Source organism: Streptomyces sp. NPDC020884, from assembly GCF_044333935.1.
Taxonomy (GTDB): Bacteria; Actinomycetota; Actinomycetes; order Streptomycetales; family Streptomycetaceae; genus Streptomyces.
The window spans coordinates 1,206,120-1,226,498 of the sequence record NZ_JBIRRY010000001.1 but is presented as its reverse complement, the minus strand read 5'-3'; the positions used below and the strand labels follow the sequence as shown (position 1 = coordinate 1,226,498).

Here is a 20,379-nt window from a genome sequence, read left to right as displayed (position 1 = left end):
GGGTCTCACATCGGCGCGTACACCGTCTGGATCAGGCGGTTGGGCTGACCACGACGGACGAACACGCCTCTTCCGGGTGCCTGTTGGGAGGCGTACACGCCGGGGAACAGCTGGCCCTCACTGCGGTCGCCCGCCATCAGCAGCGCCGAGGCGCCCGACTCCCGCAAGCCCTGTACCAAGGGCTCGTACATGCCCCGTGAGGCCCCGGCGACCCGGCGCGTCAGAACGAAGTGGAGGCCGATGTCGACCGCCGAGGGGATGTACGGAAGGAACGCGGACAGCGGGGACTGCCCGGCGGTCGTGAGTACGTCGTAGTCGTCGACGAGGACCACGATGCGCGGGCCCGCGCCCCAGTTGCCGGGCTCCAGGTCCTCCAGGCGAGTGTTCTCGTCGGGCAGGCGCTTCTCCAGTTCGGTGGCGATTCCCGCCGAGAGCCCGGCACACAGCTTGGAGTTGTAGGCGTAGCCCCCGCTGAACTCCTCCGGGACCGCACCGCGCAGTGAGCGCCGCGGGTCCATCACGGCGAACACCAACTCGTCCTCGCCGTACCGGTCGATGAGGCCGTGCGCGACGGTTCGCAGCAGGTTCGTCTTACCGCATTCGCTGTCCCCCAGCACCAGCAGATGCTGATCGTGCTGGAACAGGTCGAGCAGTACGGGCGCGAGCGCCGACTGGTCGAGCCCGATCGGTACGCGTGTGGGCTCGGCCGCCGGCCCCGGCAGCGAGTGCGGCTCGAGAACCTGCGGCAACACCCTTACGGGCTGAGCCACCTCACCGCTCCAGTTGGCCCGGACCGTACGCGCCGTCCGCTCCAGGACCGCGCCGAGGTCCCCCGTTTCGGCGACCCCGTCCGTACGGGGGAGTGCCACCTGGGCGAAGAGTCTTCCGTCGGTGAGAACCCGTCCGGGCTCGTCGGGCGCCAGGGTCTCGGCGAGCTTGCGGTCGATGCTCGACTCACCGGGGTCGTTGAGGCGCAGTTCGACGCGGGTGCCGAAGTTGGACTGGATGGCGATGCGTACGTCGTTCCAGCGCAGCATGCCCGCGACGACGTGGATGCCGTAGCCGCCGCCGCGCTTGAGGATGTCGGCGACGGAGTCGTCCAGCTCGTCGAAGTCGTCGCGGAGCGCGCCGAATCCGTCGATGACGAGGAGGATTTCGGCCGACGCGAGTTCGGGCAGCCGGCCGGCCGCGTGCAGGGTGCGCACCTGCTCGACCGAGTCGATGCCGTGCTCGCGGAAGAGGTCCTCGCGCAGCGCGAGCATCGTGCGGACCTCCTCGACGGTGCGGGCCGCCCGCTCCCGGTCGGCGCGGCCCGCGATGCCGCCGACGTGCGGCAGACCCGACAGCGCCTGGAGACCGCCGCCGACGAGGTCGAGTCCGTAGACGCCGACCTCGCGCGGGGTGTGGGTGAGTGCGAGGGAGAGGACGAGCGTGCGCAGCAGCGTCGTCTTGCCCGACTGGGGCCCGCCGATCACCGCCGCGTGGCCGCCCGCCGTCGTGAGGTCCAGGAACCACTGCCCCTGCCACTGCCTGGCAGGGTCGTCGAGCAGCCCGACGGGAACGCGGAGAGGCCTGAGGCGTCCTTCCGCGCTCGCTCCGGTCAGCCGCATCCCGCGCGGTCCGATGTCCAGCGGACCGGCGACGGTGTCCAGGGCGGTGGCCGTGGGCAGCGGCGGCAGCCAGATACTCCGTACGGGCGGCGCAGATTCGGTCAACTGCGCCACCATGACGCCGAGTTCGGTCGGGCCCGTCTCGCGCCGACGGGACGCCGGCTCCGCGGACCGGCGCGCCTCGTCCGGTCCGGCCGGTGTGTTGAACGCCTCGTACGGCAGTGCCAGCGGGCCGGTGTCCTCCTCTTCGTTGCTGCGGACCGGACCGCGGTAGCCGCCCGAGACGTAGCCCGCCTTGAACCGGGCGTAGTGGCTCGTGTCGACCTTCAGATAGCCGAAGCCGGGCAGCGGAGGCAGGTGGAAGGCGTCCGTCGTGTCCAGCACGGTCCGGGACTCGTCGGCGGAGAAGGTCCGCAGGCCGAGCCGGTAGGAGAGGTAGGTGTCCAGGCCCCTGAGCTTGCCGCCCTCGATCCGCTGGCTGGAGAGCAGCAGATGCACGCCGATGGAGCGGCCGATCCGGCCGACGGAGAGGAACAGGTCGATGAAGTCGGGCTTGGCGGTGAGCAGTTCGCCGAACTCGTCGATCACCACGAACAGGTGCGGCAGCGGGTCCAGGTCCGGCCGCTTCTCGGCGCGCAGAGCCGCGTAGTCACCGATGTCCGCGACGTTCCCCGCGTCCTTGAGGGCCTGCTGGCGGCGCTTGACCTCACCGGCGAGGGAGGAGTGGACCCGCTCGACGAGCCCCGCCTGGTTCTCCAGGTTGGTGATGACCCCCGCCACGTGCGGCAGGTCCGCGAACGGTGCGAACGTCGCCCCGCCCTTGTAGTCGACCAGCACGAGCGCCAGGTCCTCCGGCGGATGGGTGGCCACCAGGGCGAGGACCAGGGTGCGCAGCAGCTCCGACTTGCCCGAGCCCGTCGCGCCCACGCACAGACCGTGCGGGCCCATCCCCAGCTCCGAGGACTCCTTGAGGTCCAGCAGGACCGGCTCGTGGGAGTCGCTGATGCCGATCGGGACGCGGAGGAAGGCGCGCTCGCCGCGCGGCGCCCACAGCCGCTCCAGGTCGAGCCGGGCCACGTCGTCGATGCCGAGCATCGCCGCGAACTCCACCGGCCCGGAGAGCGGGGCGTCGACCAGGGATTCGGCGGACAGCCGCAGCGGCGCGAGCATCCGGGCCAGGCCCTCGGCGAACGGGATGCCCGCCTCGTCCACCGTGCCGTGCGCCTCCACGGGCTCCGGCGCCCGCAGGTCCTCGATGGTCACGTCCGTGCCGTCGACCGTGATCCGTACGCTGACGTGTCCCGGCTCCTGCACCCGCTGCTCCAGCAGATGCAGCACGGTGACGCCCATCTCGCGCAGGCCGACGGCGTCGTCCGGGCGCGGCAGGTCCACGGCGTCCTCGCCGTGCCCGTCGGTGACGACGAGCAGTCGGGAGTTCATGGACAGCGCGTCCCGGCCGGCCAGGCCCCGGCGGACCTCGGCCGCGTACGAGGCCCGGCGGCGCAGCTCCGCCCCGATCTGCCGGGCGAGCTGCGGGGTGGAGGGGGCGATGCGGCGGGCGGCGACCGGCCCGTCCAACTGCTCGGTGTCGAGCAGGTGCGGCAGCCACTTGGCCCATTCCCACTCGGCGATACGGCTGCCCGGCGCTGCGACGGCGATGGCCACATCGTCGGGTGCGTGCAGGGCGGCCGTCTGGACCAGCAGGGCGCGGGCCACCCGCAGACAGTCCTCGCGAGCTCCGATCACGCTGACGTTGCCGATCCGGTCCAGCGGGACGGTGAGCGGCAGTTCGGTGCCGTTGCGGAACCGGTTCACCAGCGCCGACGCCTCGTTGAGCATGAACAGGTCGGGCGGCGTGAGCACCGTCGAACCCGGCTCGGCGATCCCCAGATCCCGTACGGGCATCTCGCCGGTGCCGACCCGTACCCGCAGAAAGTCGTCGTCGACCCTGCGCCGCTCCCAGAGGCGCGCCGGGTCCCGCACGATGTCGTACAGGGCGTACGGCGGGGGGTTCAGGACATCGGCGCGCTCACGCCGCTCGCGCTCCTCGCCCGACAACTCCTCCCGCAGATCCTCCACATAGGCGAGATACGCCTCGCGCTGGGTGCGGCGGGTGCGCTGGGCCTTGCCCCGCTGCGAGAAGAGCAGCGCCACGGAGCCGATGACGGTGACCACGAGGATGATCGCGCCGAGAGCGGCGAACTGGCTGTTGCGGACGACCGTCATCATCACGACGGACGACATGACTCCGGCGACCGGCAGCAGCGACATCGCGATGTTGCCCGCCTTCCCCTCGGGGAGGTTGGGCGGGGCCTCGATCGTGCGGGGAGCGGGCGCGGCCGGCGGACGGGTGGTCCGGGCGGGGCGGTGGATCAGTCGGGTGCTCATCGGCGTGGTCCGGCGTTCGCGGTGGCGGGAGCGGGAGCGGGGGTTGTGGTGGAAGCGGTGGCGGTAGCTGTGGCGGTGGCGGGATCAATGCGCCGCATCGGAGTCACCGGCGCTTCTGGGAGAGTTGGAAGACCTCGGCGGCCAGCCGGGTGGCGGCCAGCCGCGTCGGCCGGGCGAGCAGTTCGGTGCGGAGGGCCCCGCCTGCCGCCAGGTGCCGGTCGTGGGGCAGCACATGGACGGTCGCGCCGGTGGACCGGAGCTTCTCGGCGGCGACCCCCACATCGATCCCGGGGCGGGACGTCGTGCTGGTGAGCGCCACCACCGTCCCGGCGATCATGTGAGGGGGCAGCCCCTGCATCCACTGGAGGACCGCGTACGTGCTGGTGATGCCGTCCAGTGTGGCGGGGGCGGCCAGCACCCGGGCCTGGGCGGCGGAGAGCGCGACCCGGGCGACCTCGGCGGGCAGCGTCTCGCAGTCGACCACCGTCACCCCGAAGTAGCGGCGGAGCGCCACCATCACCCGCTCGTACGCCGCCGTGTCCAGCATCGCCCCGATCCGGCCCTGACTGCCGGGCAGCAGCCAGGCGTTGTCGGGGAGCTGGACGAGATAGCCGGTGACGTCGAGCAGCGACATCTGCGGTTCCACGATGTCCGCCAGGTCGGCCGTCGTCCAGCGCAGCGTCTCCGCGCCGAGACGCAGGGGGAGGGAGCCGAGCGCCGGATCGGCCTCGACGAGGAGGACCGGGTCCTGGCGGTAGTGCGCGTACGCCGTGCCGAGCAGGGCGGCCACCGTCGTCTTGCCCGCACCGCCCCGGATAGAGGTGACGGCGATCTGCCTGCCGGTCGTCACCGGCTGCTGGATCCGCTCGGCGGTGCGGGTGATCTCGGCGACCTCGCGCGCCGCCGACGAGGAGACGATCCGGCGTACCGCTCGCGAGACCCTCGCCGCGGCCGGCTCACCCTGCCGGGGCCGGCGTGCCGTACCGGACAGCGCGCTGTCGACCACGGGCCGTGAGTCGGGGGAGCGGACGGGCCGTCGCGCGGCTGCCGGCGGAGCCGTGGGAGAACGAGCGGGCGACGCGGGGGAGTTCGGGCCCGGCGCCCGCGCATCCGTACGCTCCTGCGGAGGCTGCTGCTCCCGGGGAGGCTCCTGCTGCTCCTGCGGAGACTGCTGCTCCTGCGCCGGATGGCGGCCCTGTGCCGCACCCTGGCTCTGGGCGCGTTGCGGGGAAGGGGTTCCCCGCAGATCGCGCAGCACATCACCCTGCCAGTCGTCCGCGTTCGGCATGTCTGCCCTTCTCCTCCGCTCCGGGGCCCCGACCGGAGCCGCCCGCGCATGAATGTCAGAACTTGTCGAGCAACTGGCCGTACATGCCGAACACACCGATGGCGAGCGGGAACAGTCCCACCATGCCGATGGACTCGATCAGGTCGGCGGTGCGCCGGAGCCTCACCCGCACATGCTCGGGAGGTTCCACCGCCAGGACGAGCAGGGGCAGCAGCGCTGCCGTGCCGAGGACGACGACGGGACCCGCGCCCCCGGACGCCTGCTCCATCCACAGCATCACGAGCCGTACGAGCAGGAGCGCCGCGGCGGCGAACAGGGCCACCATCTCGGCCACCAGGGGGAACGCGCGGGCCCTCGACAGCAGCACCACCGCTACCAGCGAGGGCAGGAGCACCGTCCACACGGTCGGCCGCGCGGTCAGGGTGAGGAGCCAGCCCGACGCCGTCGCCGACGCCGCGGTGACCACGGTGGCGAGGGCGAGACCGCGGTGCGTGGCGGCCAGTGCGTCGGCCACCTCGTGGCGGCTGACCGACGCCCCGCCCGACCGCCGGTCGTCGAGCGCGGTGAGGCCGGACGCCATCAGCGCGAGCCGGGGCAGCAGGCCGAGCAGCACCACGGAGAACACCGCCATCACGGCGCCCAGCCGGGCCGGATCCGGCTCCACGGCGGCAACGGCCTCCCACACCGCGGTGACGGCGGCGGTGGCACCGGCGCCGATCAGGCCGCCGCGGCCGAGCGGCGAGAAGAACCCGAGCAGCAGCAGGGCCAGGGCCACCGCCGTCGCCACCGCGGCGAGCCGGGCCGGGCCCGACCAGTCGTACGCGTCGGCGGCGGTCCAGGCCGTGAGAACGCCGAGGCCGCCCGAGACGAACAGCAGCGCGGTCGCCAGGCCGCGGTTGCCCGTTCCGATCCTGGCGCACAGCGCGCCGCCCACCAGAAGGACGACGGTGGCGACCGCCAGCGCGACGGCCAGGGTGCCGAGCGGGAATTCACGCCGGGCCAACAGGGCGGCGATCACCGCGAAGGCCACGGTCGACGCCCCGGCCGTGACCCTGCGCGCGGCCGGACGCCAGCGCCAGGCCTGCAGGTCGAGGCTGTCGGCCACCTGGTCCGTCACGTCGTGGACCACCGGGGCGGGCGGAGCCGCGTGGATCCTGACCAGGCGTAGCACCGCGCCGTCGCTGACGCCGGCCGAGGCAAGCGTGCTGTCGTGCGGCAGTGCCGAACCGTCGGCGGTGATCAACTGCCGGGTCAGCGGCCGCGAAGCTGCGCGGTCGTCCAGTAACTGCAATATGTCCGGCAGTAGTTGACCGATGGGTGTGTCCGAGGGCAGCACGATGTCGGCCCGGCGTCGCTCACCGACCAGGGTCACTCGGCTCAGTTCCGAGCGGGACGTCATTGCTGTGCTCACCACTTACGGAAACCTATCATCGTGATGTTCCGAAATTTCGGGCCAATTAGGCATAGTACGCAGCGTGGTTGGCGCATTTCCGAGTTCGGCGAAATCTCGTCTGCAACGTGTGACGGGTGAATTTTCGGCCACTTGGTCGTTTCTCGGCCGGTTGATCAGTGGGCCTTCTCCGGGCCGTAAGAATGCGTCGGAGGTTCGTACCGCTGCGCCTGCCGCTGCTGCTTCTCCTGCTCGGCCTTCTGCTGGTCCAGCGTGTGCTGGAGGAAGGACCAGCCGACGCACCCGGCGCAGAGCACGGCGGTGATGGCGATGCCTGCGAATACCTTCCCGAGCCGTTCGTCGGCGGTGCGTCGTGCGCGCCCCACGCCGAAGAGCAGGGCGTCTCGCATCCTGCGGCGGCGTACCCCTACCGATTCCAGCAGTTGACTGTCGTAATCCCGTGCCATGCGATCCCCCTTTGCCACTGCAACATACCGAGGGTCGGTCGTGGAGTACATACCAGGGGGCTGGGACGGGAGGGGGCGGTGTTCACGCCCGGCCGGGGCGTGTCCAGTCGTGGTTCTCGCGTACGACGGTGAATCCGGCCGATCGGTAGAGCGCCACCGCCGCCTCGTTCCTGGCCGGTGTCAGGACGGCCACCGCGCTCGCGCCCCGGTCGGCGAGTGCCGCGCACGTGCCCAGGACGACGTCGCGCCCGTAGCCGTGGCCGCGATGGTCCGGATGGGTGCCGACCGGTTCGAGCAGTCCGCACCTGCCCGCCCCCGCGAACCATCCGATCGCGGCGGCCGCCGGGTCCCCGGCGGGTGTGCGGACGAGCCTCTCCTCGGCCAGGTGGCCCGCCGGTGACTGTCGCATCGCGCGCAGGCGGTCGAGGTCGAACGTCGATCCCTCGAAGGCGGATCCCAGCGTCAGCACCTGATCGGCCGCGCCTGCCTCGCCGACCGCTTCGGCGCGGCTCGACACCGGCCTCGGGGCCCAGGACAGGACGACCCAGGGCTCCTCCGTGTCGGGTTCCCACCCGGGCACGGGCAGGCCGTCGCACCAGTCGTTGCCGGGTGTGAGCAGGTCCTCGGCGTCCGCCGCGAGCGCCCCGAGGCCGGCGTCGGGCGCGGCGGTCACGCGGAGGACGGGGCCGTCGAGGAAGCCCACCGCGACGGGCGACGCGGCGCCGTTCCGGGTGTCGGTCCAGAGGTGGACCGACGCGTCGTCGCGGCGCAGCAGCCAGCCCACGTCCCCTGGGTGGAGGCCCCCGACCGGGGCGTCGGCCGGTGTCCACGCGGCCAGAGCGCGCAGCGCCGGGCCGGTGTCTGCGGAGGACAGGCGGTGCCGCGCGAGCGAGGAGGTCATGGGTGGGACAGTAGCCAGCGCGGAGCAGGGGGCGCGAAGGAATTTGGGCCGCCCGCGTTCACCTCTGCCGCAGCGCGAACCACAACTCGGCCCGTACGTCCATGTCGTCCAGGTCCACGCCCAGCAACTCCCCGCACCGCCCGATGCGTTGGCGCACGGTGTTGCGGTGCACGGCGAGGGCCACCGCCGTACGGTCCCAACTGCCGTGGAGGGAGAGCCAGCAGCGCAGGGTGTCGGCCAGCAGCGTGGTGAGCGGCGCGAGGAGGGCGCGGGCGTGAGCGGCCGCCTGCGCGGGCGGGACCAGCGCGGCGAGGCCGCTCGCGGGGGCGTCCACCGTCAGCGGGGCGCGGGTCGCCTGCGCGTGGGCCAGGGCGCGGGAGGCCAGGTGGTCGGCGGCGTCGAGAGCGGTGACGGGGGTGGGGGCGGACGCACCGAGCGTCCAGCCGGGCTGCGGGGCGAGTTGGGCGGGGCCGTGCTGTGAACCCGCCTCCGCGTGTTCATCGTTCAGCTGATTCCCGCCGGCGGCCGGGCCCTCCTCGTCGCCCGGCGGCGGCAGCAGCAGCCGTACCGTCTCGCCGCCCCCGTGTCGCGCGTCGACCAGGGCCGTGCCCAGTGAGGCGCCCAGGGCCCCGGCGGTCAGGGCGTCCGCCGGGGCGCCGTCCGTGCGGCGGGCGTGGATCACCGTCCAGGGGCCGGTGGAGCCGAGGAGCGGGGCCACCTCTTCGGGGGAGGCGCCCAGGAGCATGCGGACCAGGGCCGCCGAACGGCCCGCCGCGTCCGCGCCCTGGTGGGGGGCGGCCAGGAGCGACAGCAGGACCACCGCGATGCCCGCCACCGTATGGTCACCGGACTCCCGCCGCCCGGCGGCCAGTGCCAGGACCAGGCCCTCGCCGCCGCCCAGTGCGTACGCGGACAGGTGCGTGTCGCCGTGGGTGTCGGTGGCCGAGGCGGGGGAGCCGGGGCGTTCGCGGGTCACCACCCGGGCCAGGCGGGTCAGGGCCCCCGCCGCATCCGGGGGCAGGCGGCGGCCCGCCGCGTGGACCTCCTCGCCCCTCGCCGTCAGCAGGACCGCCCGGCCGCCGAGCTGCGTCGCGAGCTGGTGGAGGACCGCCGGTACGGGGTCGGGGCGGGCCGCCGCCGTCGCCAGGGCCTGCTGGGCGCGGGTCACCCGGCGCAGCTCGCGGTGGCGCGCCTCGGCCATCAGCCGCCACACCGCCCGCGCGATCGTCGTGAACGGGGTCTCGGGCGGCACCTCCAGCAGGGGCAGGCCGTAGCGGTCGCACGCCTCGATCAGGCCCCGGGGCACCGTCTCGTGCACCGGCCGGACCCCGAAGCCGAGCGCCGCCGCCCCCGCCTCCACCAGCCGGCCGACGTAGTGGTCCGGGTCCGTCAGCAGCACCCCCGCGCTCAGCAGCAGCTCGCCGCCGAGCAGGTACGGATAGGGGTCGGCCATCTCCGAGGTGTGCACCCAGAGCAGTTCGGCGTCGGCCGGGCCCGCGATCCGGCGCAGGCCCAGGTCCTCCCGGGCCAGGAGCTCGCCCAGCGGGATGGGCGGGGTCGGGGGGCCGGTCGGCGGCGTGGCGCCCGCAGGAGAGGTCGGCATGGACGGTTCATCCATTCAGCGCGGTGAGTATGGAGGAAACGTACACTTCAGCGTCGGCTTTCGGCCACCTACCGTCTTCCTCGCACGTACATCTGTTTGCGCGAGACGGAGGGAAGCCCATGGCTGTCGACTACGCCGTGATCGTCGTCTACCTGGCCGGCATGCTCGCCATGGGCTGGTGGGGCATGCGCCGCGCCAAGTCCAAGAGCGAGTTCCTGGTCGCGGGCCGCCGCCTCGGACCGTGGATGTACTCCGGCACCATGGCCGCGATCGTCCTCGGCGGTGCATCGACCATCGGCGGCGTCGGGCTCGGCTACCAGTACGGACTCTCCGGCGCGTGGATGGTCTTCACCATCGGCCTCGGCCTGCTCGCGCTGTCCGTCTTCTTCTCCGCGCGGATCGCCCGGCTGAAGGTCTACACCGTCTCCGAGATGCTCGACCTGCGCTACGGCGGCAAGGCCGGGATCATCTCCGGCGTCGTCATGTGGGCGTACACCCTGATGCTCGCGGTCACCTCGACCATCGCGTACGCCACCATCTTCGACGTCCTCTTCGACGTGGACCGCACCGTCGCGATCGTCCTCGGCGGCGCCATCGTCGTCGCGTACTCGACGCTCGGCGGCATGTGGTCGATCACGCTCACCGACATGGTCCAGTTCGTCGTCAAGACCATCGGGGTGCTGCTGCTCCTGCTGCCGATCGCCGTCGTCAAGGCCGGCGGCTTCAGCGAGATGAAGGCGCAGCTGCCCACGGAGTACTTCGATCCGCTCGGCATCGGCGGCGAGACGATCTTCACGTACGTGCTGATCTACACCTTCGGCATGCTCATCGGGCAGGACATCTGGCAGCGGGTGTTCACCGCGCGCAGTGACACCACGGCGCGCTGGGGCGGCACGGTCGCCGGTACGTACTGTCTCGTCTACGCCATCGCCGGGGCCGTCATCGGCACCGCCGCCAAGGTGATGTACCCGAACCTCGCCAGCGCCGACGCCGCGTTCGCGACGATCGTGAAGGACGAGCTGCCGGTCGGTGTGCGCGGGCTGGTGCTCGCCGCCGCGCTGGCCGCCGTCATGTCGACCTCCTCCGGTGCGCTGATCGCCTGCGCCACCGTCGCCAACAACGACATCTGGTCCCGGCTGCGGGGGGCCGTCGGCCGGGGCGGGGGCGGCGACGAGCCGCACGACGAGGTCCGGGGAAACCGGATGTTCATCCTGGTCATGGGGGTCGCCGTCATCCTCATCGCCATCGCCCTCAACGATGTGGTCGAGGCGCTGACCGTCGCGTACAACCTGCTGGTCGGCGGGCTGCTCGTGCCGATCATCGGCGGACTGCTGTGGCGGCGCGGGACGGCGGCGGGGGCGCTGTCTGCGGTGTGCGTCGGGGGTGTCGCGGTGATCGGGCTGATGGCGTACTACGGGATCCTCGCCAATCAGCCGATCTACTACGGGCTGCTGGCGTCGCTGGCCGTGTACGTCGTCGTCTCGTTGGCGACGCCGGCTACGGATGCGGTGGTGCTGGATGCCTGGCGGGAGCGGTTGGCTGGGCGGGGGGTTCCGGAGGACGGCGCCGCCGCGGAGGTTCCGGCTGCCTCCAGCCCGTCCGGCCGCCTCTAGGCCGTCCGGCCATCTCCAGCCCGTCCGGCCATCTCCAGCCAGTCCGGCCGTCTCCAGCCCGTCCGGCGTTTGAGGACGGAACCCTCGGGCCGGCCCCGGGCACCCTCAAAGACGCCCTCAATCGCCGGGCGGGCTTGATTTGGCTGGCCTCAAGGATGTCCTCAAGCGCCGGACGGGCTGGGGTTGGCCGGGCGGGCTTGATTTGGCCGGGCCCAAAGATGTCCTCAAGCGCCGGACAGGCCTGGTTCGGCCGGCCGCCGTAGCCTGCCCGGCGGTTGGGTGGGGCGGCTGCCGGACGACCACGGCCCCCACCGCACACCGCCCACCGCACCCCGCACACTTGACACCGTAGGAAACCCGAAGGAAAGGCACACCCCCCATGAGCAGCACCGAATCGCCGCGCGGCCCCATCGACTCCTCCCGCGTCCCGCGGTACGCCGGGCCCGCGACCTTCGCCCGGCTGCCCCGGCTCGACGAGGTCGGCCGCACCGACGTCGCTGTGGTCGGCGTGCCCTTCGACAGCGGGGTCTCCTACCGGCCCGGCGCCCGCTTCGGCGGCAACGCGATCCGTGAGGCGTCCCGGCTGCTGCGGCCGTACAACCCGGCCCAGGACGCCTCCCCGTTCGCCCTCGCGCAGGTCGCCGACGCCGGGGACATCGCGGCGAACCCGTTCAACATCAACGAGGCCGTCGAGACCATCGAGGGCGCGGCCGACGAGCTGCTGGGCACCGGCGCACGCCTGATGACGCTCGGCGGCGACCACACCATCGCCCTGCCGCTCCTGCGCTCCGTCGCCAAGCAGCACGGGCCCGTCGCCCTGCTCCACTTCGACGCGCACCTGGACACCTGGGACACCTACTTCGGCGCCGAGTACACCCACGGCACCCCGTTCCGCCGGGCCGTCGAGGAGGGCATCCTCGACACCTCCGCCCTCTCCCACGTCGGTACCCGCGGCCCGCTCTACGGCAAGCAGGACCTGACCGACGACGAGAAGATGGGCTTCGGCATCGTCACCTCCGCCGACGTCATGCGGCGCGGCGTCGACGAGATCGCCGACCAGCTGCGCCAGCGCATCGGGGACCGGCCGCTCTACATCTCCATCGACATCGACGTGCTCGATCCCGCGCACGCCCCCGGCACCGGTACCCCCGAGGCCGGCGGCCTCACCTCCCGCGAGCTGCTGGAGATCCTGCGCGGGCTCGCCTCCTGCCACCTGGTCTCCGCCGACCTGGTCGAGGTCGCCCCCGCGTACGACCACGCCGAGATCACCTCCGTGGCCGCCTCGCACGCCGCGTACGAGCTGACGACGATCATGTCCCGCCAGATCGCCGCGCAGAAGGACATCAAGGAAGCCAAGGACGCCAAGTGAGCCACGACCACGACGACCGGCCGCAGCTCACCGCCGCCCAGGCCGCCGCCGTCCTGAATCCGCCGGCCGGCCGCAACGGCGGCGACCTCGTCGTCGAGTCCCTCCAGGGTCTCGGCGCGACCACCGTCTTCGGGCTGCCCGGCCAGCACGCGCTCGGCGTGTTCGACGCGCTGCGCCGCTCCTCCCTCTCGTACGTCGGACTCCGCGTGGAGAACAACGCGGGCTTCGCCGCCGACGCGTACGGCCGGATCACGGGGGAGGTCGCGCCGCTGCTCCTGTCCACCGGGCCCGGGGCGCTGACCTCGCTCGCCGCGCTCCAGGAGGCGGCCGCCGCCTCCGCGCCCGTCCTCGCCATCTCGAGCCAGATCCCCACCGCGGGGCTCGGCGGCGGGCGGCACGGCTATCTGCACGAGCTGCGCGACCAGCAGGCCTCCGTCCGCGACATCGTGAAGTCCGTCCACACCGTGCGTTCCGCCTCGCAGATCCCCTCCGCGATCGCCGCCGCCTGGGAGTCCGCGCTGACCGCCCCGCACGGGCCGGTCTGGGTGGAGATCCCGCAGGACGTGCTGCTCGCCGGGACGACCCTGCCGGTCGTCAGCGCCATGGACGCCACCCCGCGCGAGCTCTACCCGCGCCCCGAGCTGACGGTCGCCGCCGCCCACCTGCTGACGAACGCCGAACGCCCGGTGATCATCGCGGGTGGCGGAGTCGTCCGCTCCGACGCGTCCGGCAAGCTGCGCGCGCTGGCCGAGAAGCTCGACGCCCCGGTCGTCACCACCTTCGGCGGCAAGGGCGCGTTCCCCTGGGAGCACCCGCTGTCGCTGCGCTCCTGGCTGGAGGACCGGCACACCACCGACTTCCTGGAGGACGCGGACGTCCTGCTCGTCGTCGGCTCGGGACTCGGCGAACTCTCCTCGAACTACCACACCTTCCGCCCGCGCGGCCGGGTGATCCAGATCGAGGCGGACGCCGGGAAGCTGGAGTCGAACCACCCGGCCCTGGGCATCCACTCCGACGCCCGCGAAGCCCTGTCCGACCTCCTGGAGGCCGTCGAGCCCCGGGCGGACGCCGGTGCCGCGGAGCGGGTGGCGACGGTGCTGGAGAAGGTACGGGTCCGGATCGAGGCCCAGGAGCTCACCCTGGAGCAGCAGGTCCTCGCCGCCGTCCGCGAGGCGCTGCCCGACGCCGCGCCCAGCTTCTGGGACATGACGATCCTGGCGTACTGGGCCTGGTCCGCCTTCGACGCGCGCCGCCCCAACACCATGCACTCCGCCCAGGGCGCGGGCGGTCTCGGCTACGGCTTCCCGGCGGCCATCGGCGCGGCCGCCGCCGACCCGACGAAGCCCGTGCTCGCGGTCTCCGGAGACGGCGGCGCGATGTACTCCATCGCGGAGCTGGCCACCGCGCGCCAGTACGACCTGCCGCTGACCTGGCTGATCGTCGACGACGGCGGCTACGGCATCCTGCGCGAGTACATGACGGGCGCCTTCGGCGAGGCCACCGCCACCGAGCTGTCCCGCCCGGACTTCGTCGCGCTCGCCGAGTCCTTCGGCGTGCCGGCCGTCCGGACGACACCGGAGTCTCTCGCCGCGGACCTCGGCAAGGCCCTGGCGGCCCCCGGGCCGTCCGTCGTCGTGCTTCCGGCGCTGCTGCGGATGTTCGAGCCGACGCATCTGTAGCGGGCCCGCCCCGGGAGGCGGTGCGGGGCCGGGGACCTAGGACCCCGGCCCCGCCCACCCCCGACCATCGGCCCCGTTTGCCGCCCCGTTTGTTGCGGAGGGATGAAATCCGCTCCCCGCGATGTTGGTGCCTTCCGGTAGAGCAGGCTCGCGATCCGGGTGACCGGACACGAGCACACGGGGTGAGAGGGAGGCAACGCGTGACGGGCGCAGAGCAACAGGGGTGGGGTCGGCGACTGACCGGGTACGCGTGGCGGTACCGGCGCAACGTCGTGCTCGCTCTCGGCTCGTCGCTCGCCGGGATGGCCGTGATGGCCCTCGTCCCGCTCATCACCAAGGTGATCATCGACGACGTGGTCACCGACCACACCCGCTCCCTCGCCGTCTGGACCGGACTGCTCATCGGCGCGGCCGTCCTCGTCTACATAGCCACCTACATCCGCCGGTACTACGGCGGTCGGCTCGCCCTGGACGTCCAGCACGACCTGCGTACGGACATGTACGCGACGATCACCCGGCTCGACGGGAAGCGTCAGGACGAGCTGTCCACCGGGCAGGTCGTCGGCCGGGCCACCAGCGACCTCCAGCTGATCCAGGGGCTGCTGTTCATGCTCCCGATGACCATCGGGAACGTGCTGCTCTTCCTCATCTCCCTGGTGATCATGGCGTGGCTCTCGCTGCCCCTGACCCTCGTCGCCCTCGCCGTCGCCCCCGCCCTCTGGTTCATCGCCCGCCGCTCCCGCACCCGGCTCTTCCCCGCCACCTGGTACGCCCAGAGCCAGGCCGCCGCCGTCGCCGGAGTCGTCGACGGGGCCGTCTCCGGGGTCCGGGTCGTCAAGGGCTTCGGGCAGGAGGACCAGGAGACCGGAAAGCTCCGCGAGGTCGGCCGCCGGCTGTTCGCCGGGCGGCTGCGCACCATCCGGCTGAACTCCCGCTACACCCCCGCCCTCCAGGCCGTGCCCGCGCTCGGCCAGGTCGCCATGCTCGCCCTCGGCGGCTGGCTGGCGACCCGGGGCGAGATCACCCTCGGCACGTTCGTCGCCTTCTCCACCTACCTCGCGCAGCTCGTCGGCCCGGTCCGGATGCTCGCCATGGTCCTCACCGTCGGCCAGCAGGCCCGCGCCGGTGTGGAGCGGGTCCTGGAGCTCATCGACACCGAGCCCTCCCTGCGCGACGGCACCAAGGAGCTGCCCGCCGACGCCCCGGCCGGCATCGAGTTCGACGACGTGCGGTTCGGGTACGACGAGGAGCGGCCGGTCCTGGACGGCTTCTCGCTCACCGTCGAACCCGGCGAGACCGTCGCCGTCGTCGGCGCCTCCGGCAGTGGCAAGTCCACCGTCTCCCTCCTGCTGCCCCGCTTCTACGACGTGTCCCACGGGGCCGTCCTGATCGGTGGCCACGACGTCCGCGAGCTCACCCAGGCATCCCTGCGCTCGGCCATCGGGCTCGTCCCCGAGGACAGCTTCCTGTTCTCCGACACCATCCGCGCCAACATCGCCTACGGCTTCCCCGGCGCCACCCAGGAGCAGATCGAACAGGCCGCCCGCGCCGCCCAGGCCGACCGGTTCATCACCGAACTCCCCCAGGGGTACGACACCACCGTCGGCGAGCACGGGCTCACCCTCTCCGGCGGCCAGCGCCAGCGGGTCGCCCTCGCCCGCGCCATCCTTACCGACCCCCGGCTCCTCCTCCTCGACGACGCGACGTCCGCCGTCGACGCCCGCGTCGAGCACGAGATCCACGAGGCCCTCCGACAGGTGATGGCGGGCCGCACCACCCTGCTCATCGCGCACCGCCGCTCCACCCTCCAGCTCGCCGACCGCATCGCCGTCCTGGACGGCGGGAAGCTCGCCGCGGTCGGCACCCACCAGGAGCTGGAGCGCACCTCCGCGCTCTACCGCCGCCTGCTCACCGACCCCGACGAACTCGGCGGCACCTCGCCCGGCCACCGGCCGCTGCGCACCGAGGCCGACCCCGAGGGCGACCGCGCCCTCCAGGAGGAGCTGGACGCCGAGTTCGACGCGGAGCGCGGCATCACCCCCGAGCTGTGGATCCGCGAGGAGGAGGAGCGGGACACCACGCTCGCCGGGATGCCCGCGACGCCCGAACTGCTCGCCCAGGTCGAGGCCCTGCCACCCGCCACGGACATCCCCGAGGTCGACGAGGCCGCCGCCGTGCGGGCGGAGGACTCCTACGGGCTGCGCCGGCTGCTGCGCGGCTTCGGCGCGGCCCTGCTGATCAGCCTCGGGCTCGTCGCCGTGGACGCGGGCATGGGCCTGCTGCTGCCGGTCCTGATCCGGCACGGCATCGACGAGGGCGTCACCCAGGTCTCGATCGGCGCGGTGTGGGCCGCCTCGGCGATCGCGCTCGTGGTCGTGCTCGTCCAGTGGGTGGCCCAGACCGGCGAGATCCGGATGACCGGCCGGACCGGCGAGCGGGTGCTCTACTCGCTCCGCCTGAAGATCTTCGCCCAGCTGCAGCGCCTCGGCCTCGACTACTACGAGCGCGAGCTGACCGGCCGGATCATGACCCGGATGACGACGGACGTGGACGCGCTGTCCACGTTCCTCCAGACCGGGCTCGTCACCGCCTTCGTCTCCGTGGTCACCTTCTTCGGCATCATGGTCGCGCTGCTCGTCCTGGACATCCAGCTCGCCCTGGTCGTCTTCGCCACCCTGCCCGTGCTGATCATCGGGACCTTCTTCTTCCGGCGCAGCAGCGTCAAGGCGTACGAACTGGCCCGGACGCGCATCGGCGTCGTCAACGCCGACCTCCAGGAGTCCGTCTCCGGCCTCCGCATCGTGCAGGCCTTCGGCCGGGAGCACGACGGGGCCGCCCGCTTCGCCGAGCGCAGCGACCACTACCGCCAGGCCCGGGTACGCGGCCAGTGGCTGATCTCCGTCTACTTCCCGTTCGTCCAGCTGCTGGCGTCCGTCGCCGCCGCCGCTGTCATGATCGTCGGCGCCGGCCGGATCGACAACGGCACGCTGACCACAGGGGCCCTGGTCGCCTACCTCCTCTACATCGACCTGTTCTTCGCCCCCGTCCAGCAGCTCTCCCAGGTCTTCGACGGCTACCAGCAGGCCACCGTCTCCCTCGGCCGCATCCAGGAGCTGCTGCGCGAGCCCACCTCCACCGCCGACCCGGACGAGCCGCTCGACGTGCTCTCGCTGCGCGGCGAGATCGCGTTCGAGGACGTCTCCTTCGCGTACGGCTCCGACGAGGAGGCCCTGACCGGCGTCGACCTGCGCATCCCGGCCGGCCAGACGGTGGCGTTCGTCGGGGAGACGGGGGCCGGGAAGTCGACCCTGGTCAAGCTCGTCGCCCGGTACTACGACCCGACGGGCGGCCGGGTCACCGCCGACGGCGCCGACCTGCGCACCCTGGACATGACCGCCTACCGGCACCGCCTCGGCGTCGTCCCGCAGGAGGCGTACCTCTTCGCCGGCACGGTCCGCGACGCCATCGCCTACGGGCTGCCCGACGCCACCGACGCCCGGGTGGAGGCCGCCGCCCGCGCGGTCGGCGCGCACGAGATGATCGCCACGCTGGAGGACGGCTACCTCCACGAGGTCGCCGAGCGCGGCCGCAACCTCTCGGCCGGACAGCGCCAGCTCATCGCGCTGGCCCGCGCCGAGCTCGTCGACCCGGACGTGCTGCTCCTGGACGAGGCCACCGCCGCCCTGGACCTCGCCACCGAGGCCCTGGTCAACCAGGCCACCGACCGGCTCACCGGCCGCCGCACCACGCTGGTGGTGGCCCACCGGCTGACCACCGCCGCCCGCGCCGACCGCGTCGTGGTCATGGACCACGGGCGGGTCGTCGAGGACGGCACGCACGACGAGCTGCTCGCCCGCAACGGGCGGTACGCCCGGCTGTGGCGCACCTTCATCGGCGAGGGCATAGGGGAGGACGAGCCCGCGGGCGTCTGAGGGGCCACCGGGTCCGGGGCGGCGCAACCTCTCACGGGTCTGCTGCGTCGTAGCCAGGGACGCACGGGTGCGTACAGACGTCAGGTGGGGGCGAAGGTGTTCGACAGAGCTGCGGAACCGGCGCGATCGGTGAGGTCGGAGGGGCCGGAGCGGTCGGAGGGACCGGAGAGGGCCACGGTGTCGAGGAAGCGGGCGCTGCTGGTCCGCCTTCTCCTCCTGCCCCTGCTGGCCGGCCTCGTCCCCCTGCTCGGCGCCCCCGGCACCGCACAGGCGGCCGCCGCCTGCTCCGGCCGCCCGGCGAAGACGGTCGGGTTCTCCACGGGAGAGCTGCGCGTCTACAAGAGCCGCGCCCACGCCTGCGCCGTCACCGTCGCCAAGAAGCCCGGCAAGCGGCGGACGATGAGCGTCACGCTCCAGCCGCGCGGCGGTCGCGCCGTCTCCGACAAGGGTTCGTACACCAAGATGGCCGGGCCGGTCACGGTCAACGCGCTGAACCGCTGCGTCCGGGCCACCGGCGCGATCGGCAAGAAGTCCGTCTCCACCGGATGGATTCTCTGCTGACATTCCCGGTTGACACGGACAATCGGGTCTGGCGTGGCGTGTGTTGCCCCGATAAGTTCACGGCGACTGTTGTGAATCAAGGGGAGAGTGCATGCGCAAGTCACTCACAGGGGTTCTCTCGCTCGCCGTGCTCATAGGCACGGTCGGAGCCTCGGGGGCCTCGGCCGGTGCGGCCACCGCCGCGGAGCCGGCCGCGAAGCGGAGCAGCGGCGTTGCCGTCGGCAGCGAAGCGAGCAACGAGGACATCAAGGACCGCATCCTGGCCATCCCGGGCATGAGTCTGATCGAGGAGAAGCCCTACGCGGGTTACCGCTACTTCGTCCTCAACTACACCCAGCCGGTCGACCACCGGCGCCCGTCCAAGGGCACGTTCCAGCAGCGCCTGACCCTGCTGCACAAGGACGTGAGCCGCCCGACGGTCTTCTTCACCAGCGGCTACGGCGTCTCCACGAACCCCAGCCGCAGCGAGCCGACGCAGATCATCGACGGCAACCAGGTCTCGCTGGAGTACCGCTACTTCACCCCGTCCCGGCCGGCCCCGGCCGACTGGTCCAAGCTGGACATCCGGCAGGCGGCCGACGACCAGCACCGGGTGTTCACGGCGCTGAAGAAGATCTACGACAAGAAGTGGCTGGCCACCGGCGGGTCCAAGGGCGGCATGACCGCCACGTACTTCGAGCGCTTCCACCCGAAGGACATGGACGGCGTCGTCGCCTACGTCGCGCCCAACGACGTCGTCAACGACGAGGACTCGGCGTACGACCGGTTCTTCCGCAAGGTCGGCACCAAGGAGTGCCGCGACCAGCTGGCCGGCGTGCAGCGCGAGGCGCTGATCCGCCGGGCCCCGCTCCAGAAGAAGTACCGGGAGCAGGCCACCGCCAACGGCTGGACCTTCACCACCATCGGCTCCCTCGACCGCGCCTACGAGGCCACGGTCCTGGACTACGGCTGGGCGTTCTGGCAGTACAGCCTGCTCGCCGACTGCGCGGACCTCCCGGCCGACGCCAAGAAGGCCACCGACGACGACATCTGGAACTCCGTCGACGCCATCTCCGGCTTCTCGGCCTACGCCGACCAGGGCCTGGAGGCGTACACCCCGTACTACTACCAGGCGGGCACCCAGCTCGGGTCGCCGGACATCAAGCAGCCCTGGATCGGCAAGCTGAGCCGCTACGGCTACCAGCCCCCGCGCAACTTCGTGCCCCGCTCCATCCCGATGACCTTCGACCGGGGCGCGATGCGGGACGTCGACCGCTGGGTCAAGCACAACGCCCGGCAGATGATGTACGTCAACGGCGAGAACGACCCGTGGAGCGCGGAGCCCTTCCGCCTCGGGCGCGGCGCGAAGGACAGCGCCGTCTACACCGTGCCCGGCGGCAACCACGGAGCGAAGGTCTCCGGTCTCCCCGACGAGCAGAAGGCGAAGGCCACCGCCGCGATCCTGCGCTGGGCGGGCGTCGCCCCGGCGGCCGTCGAGTCGGACCCGTCGAAGGCGAAGCCGCTGGCGAAGTTCGACACGAAGCTGGACCAGCGCAACGGCGAGATCGAGCGCGACGAGGCCACCCTGCGCCCGTAGCG

12 protein-coding genes are annotated in these 20,379 nt (G+C 72.4%); 6 read left to right on the top strand and 6 right to left on the bottom strand.

What is annotated here, in order from left to right:
• Positions 1–5: 5 nt before the first annotated feature.
• The 6 genes from eccCa to ACH4UK_RS05495 form a co-directional block, all read right to left on the bottom strand.
• On the bottom strand, positions 6–3,998 hold the full coding sequence (gene eccCa, locus ACH4UK_RS05520) for a type VII secretion protein EccCa (protein ID WP_398354663.1): 3,993 nt from the start codon (positions 3,996–3,998) through the stop codon (positions 6–8).
• A 103-nt stretch (positions 3,999–4,101) separates the two neighbouring features.
• Positions 4,102–5,286 carry a MinD/ParA family protein gene (locus tag ACH4UK_RS05515; protein ID WP_398354662.1) on the bottom strand — a complete coding sequence of 395 codons (1,185 nt, stop codon included), beginning with the start codon at positions 5,284–5,286 and terminating at the stop codon, positions 4,102–4,104.
• Positions 5,287–5,341: 55 nt separating this feature from the next.
• Positions 5,342–6,685 (bottom strand): type VII secretion integral membrane protein EccD, encoded by a 1,344-nt coding sequence (eccD, locus tag ACH4UK_RS05510; RefSeq protein ID WP_398354935.1) that lies wholly within the window; start codon positions 6,683–6,685, stop codon positions 5,342–5,344.
• Positions 6,686–6,852: 167 nt separating this feature from the next.
• Entirely contained in the window at positions 6,853–7,143 is a 291-nt protein-coding gene (locus tag ACH4UK_RS05505; RefSeq protein WP_398354661.1) for a hypothetical protein, read from the bottom strand.
• An 82-nt stretch (positions 7,144–7,225) separates the two neighbouring features.
• The gene (locus ACH4UK_RS05500) at positions 7,226–8,044 is read right to left on the bottom strand and encodes a GNAT family N-acetyltransferase (RefSeq protein ID WP_398354660.1); all 819 of its coding nucleotides are present in this window, start codon (positions 8,042–8,044) and stop codon (positions 7,226–7,228) included.
• Between the two features lie 58 nt (positions 8,045–8,102).
• Entirely contained in the window at positions 8,103–9,647 is a 1,545-nt protein-coding gene (locus tag ACH4UK_RS05495) for a PucR family transcriptional regulator (protein WP_398354659.1), read from the bottom strand.
• A 119-nt stretch (positions 9,648–9,766) separates the two neighbouring features.
• Between ACH4UK_RS05495 and ACH4UK_RS05490 the strand changes: the two genes are divergently transcribed.
• The 6 genes from ACH4UK_RS05490 (at position 9,767) to ACH4UK_RS05465 (ending at position 20,377) form a co-directional block, all read left to right on the top strand.
• A complete protein-coding gene (locus tag ACH4UK_RS05490) occupies positions 9,767–11,260 on the top strand; it encodes a sodium:solute symporter (protein WP_398354658.1) in 1,494 nt (497 codons plus the stop codon).
• Positions 11,261–11,639: 379 nt separating this feature from the next.
• A complete protein-coding gene (gene speB, locus ACH4UK_RS05485) occupies positions 11,640–12,629 on the top strand; it encodes an agmatinase (protein WP_398354657.1) in 990 nt (329 codons plus the stop codon).
• Entirely contained in the window at positions 12,626–14,308 is a 1,683-nt protein-coding gene (locus tag ACH4UK_RS05480; RefSeq protein ID WP_398354656.1) for a thiamine pyrophosphate-binding protein, read from the top strand. The genes speB and ACH4UK_RS05480 overlap by 4 nt, the downstream gene beginning before the upstream one ends.
• Before the next feature lie 200 nt (positions 14,309–14,508).
• A complete protein-coding gene (locus tag ACH4UK_RS05475) occupies positions 14,509–18,240 on the top strand; it encodes an ABC transporter ATP-binding protein (RefSeq protein ID WP_398354655.1) in 3,732 nt (1,243 codons plus the stop codon).
• Between the two features lie 84 nt (positions 18,241–18,324).
• Positions 18,325–18,801, top strand: coding sequence for a hypothetical protein (locus tag ACH4UK_RS05470; protein WP_398354654.1), 477 nt, complete (start codon positions 18,325–18,327; stop codon positions 18,799–18,801).
• A 91-nt stretch (positions 18,802–18,892) separates the two neighbouring features.
• Positions 18,893–20,377, top strand: coding sequence for a S28 family serine protease (locus ACH4UK_RS05465; RefSeq protein ID WP_398354653.1), 1,485 nt, complete (start codon positions 18,893–18,895; stop codon positions 20,375–20,377).
• The last annotated feature ends 2 nt before the right edge of the window (positions 20,378–20,379 follow it).

Excerpts from the sequence above, each read along its gene's own strand:
- eccD (WP_398354935.1), bottom strand. The coding sequence starts at position 6,685 with ATGACGTCCCGCTCGGAACTGAGCCGAGTGACCCTGGTCGGTGAGCGA.
- ACH4UK_RS05490 (WP_398354658.1), top strand. The coding sequence starts at position 9,767 with ATGGCTGTCGACTACGCCGTGATCGTCGTCTACCTGGCCGGCATGCTC.
- ACH4UK_RS05515 (WP_398354662.1), bottom strand. The coding sequence starts at position 5,286 with ATGCCGAACGCGGACGACTGGCAGGGTGATGTGCTGCGCGATCTGCGG.
- ACH4UK_RS05505 (WP_398354661.1), bottom strand. The coding sequence starts at position 7,143 with ATGGCACGGGATTACGACAGTCAACTGCTGGAATCGGTAGGGGTACGC.
- ACH4UK_RS05500 (WP_398354660.1), bottom strand. The coding sequence starts at position 8,044 with ATGACCTCCTCGCTCGCGCGGCACCGCCTGTCCTCCGCAGACACCGGC.
- speB (WP_398354657.1), top strand. The coding sequence starts at position 11,640 with ATGAGCAGCACCGAATCGCCGCGCGGCCCCATCGACTCCTCCCGCGTC.
- eccCa (WP_398354663.1), bottom strand. The coding sequence starts at position 3,998 with ATGAGCACCCGACTGATCCACCGCCCCGCCCGGACCACCCGTCCGCCG.
- ACH4UK_RS05495 (WP_398354659.1), bottom strand. The coding sequence starts at position 9,647 with ATGCCGACCTCTCCTGCGGGCGCCACGCCGCCGACCGGCCCCCCGACC.
- ACH4UK_RS05465 (WP_398354653.1), top strand. The coding sequence starts at position 18,893 with ATGCGCAAGTCACTCACAGGGGTTCTCTCGCTCGCCGTGCTCATAGGC.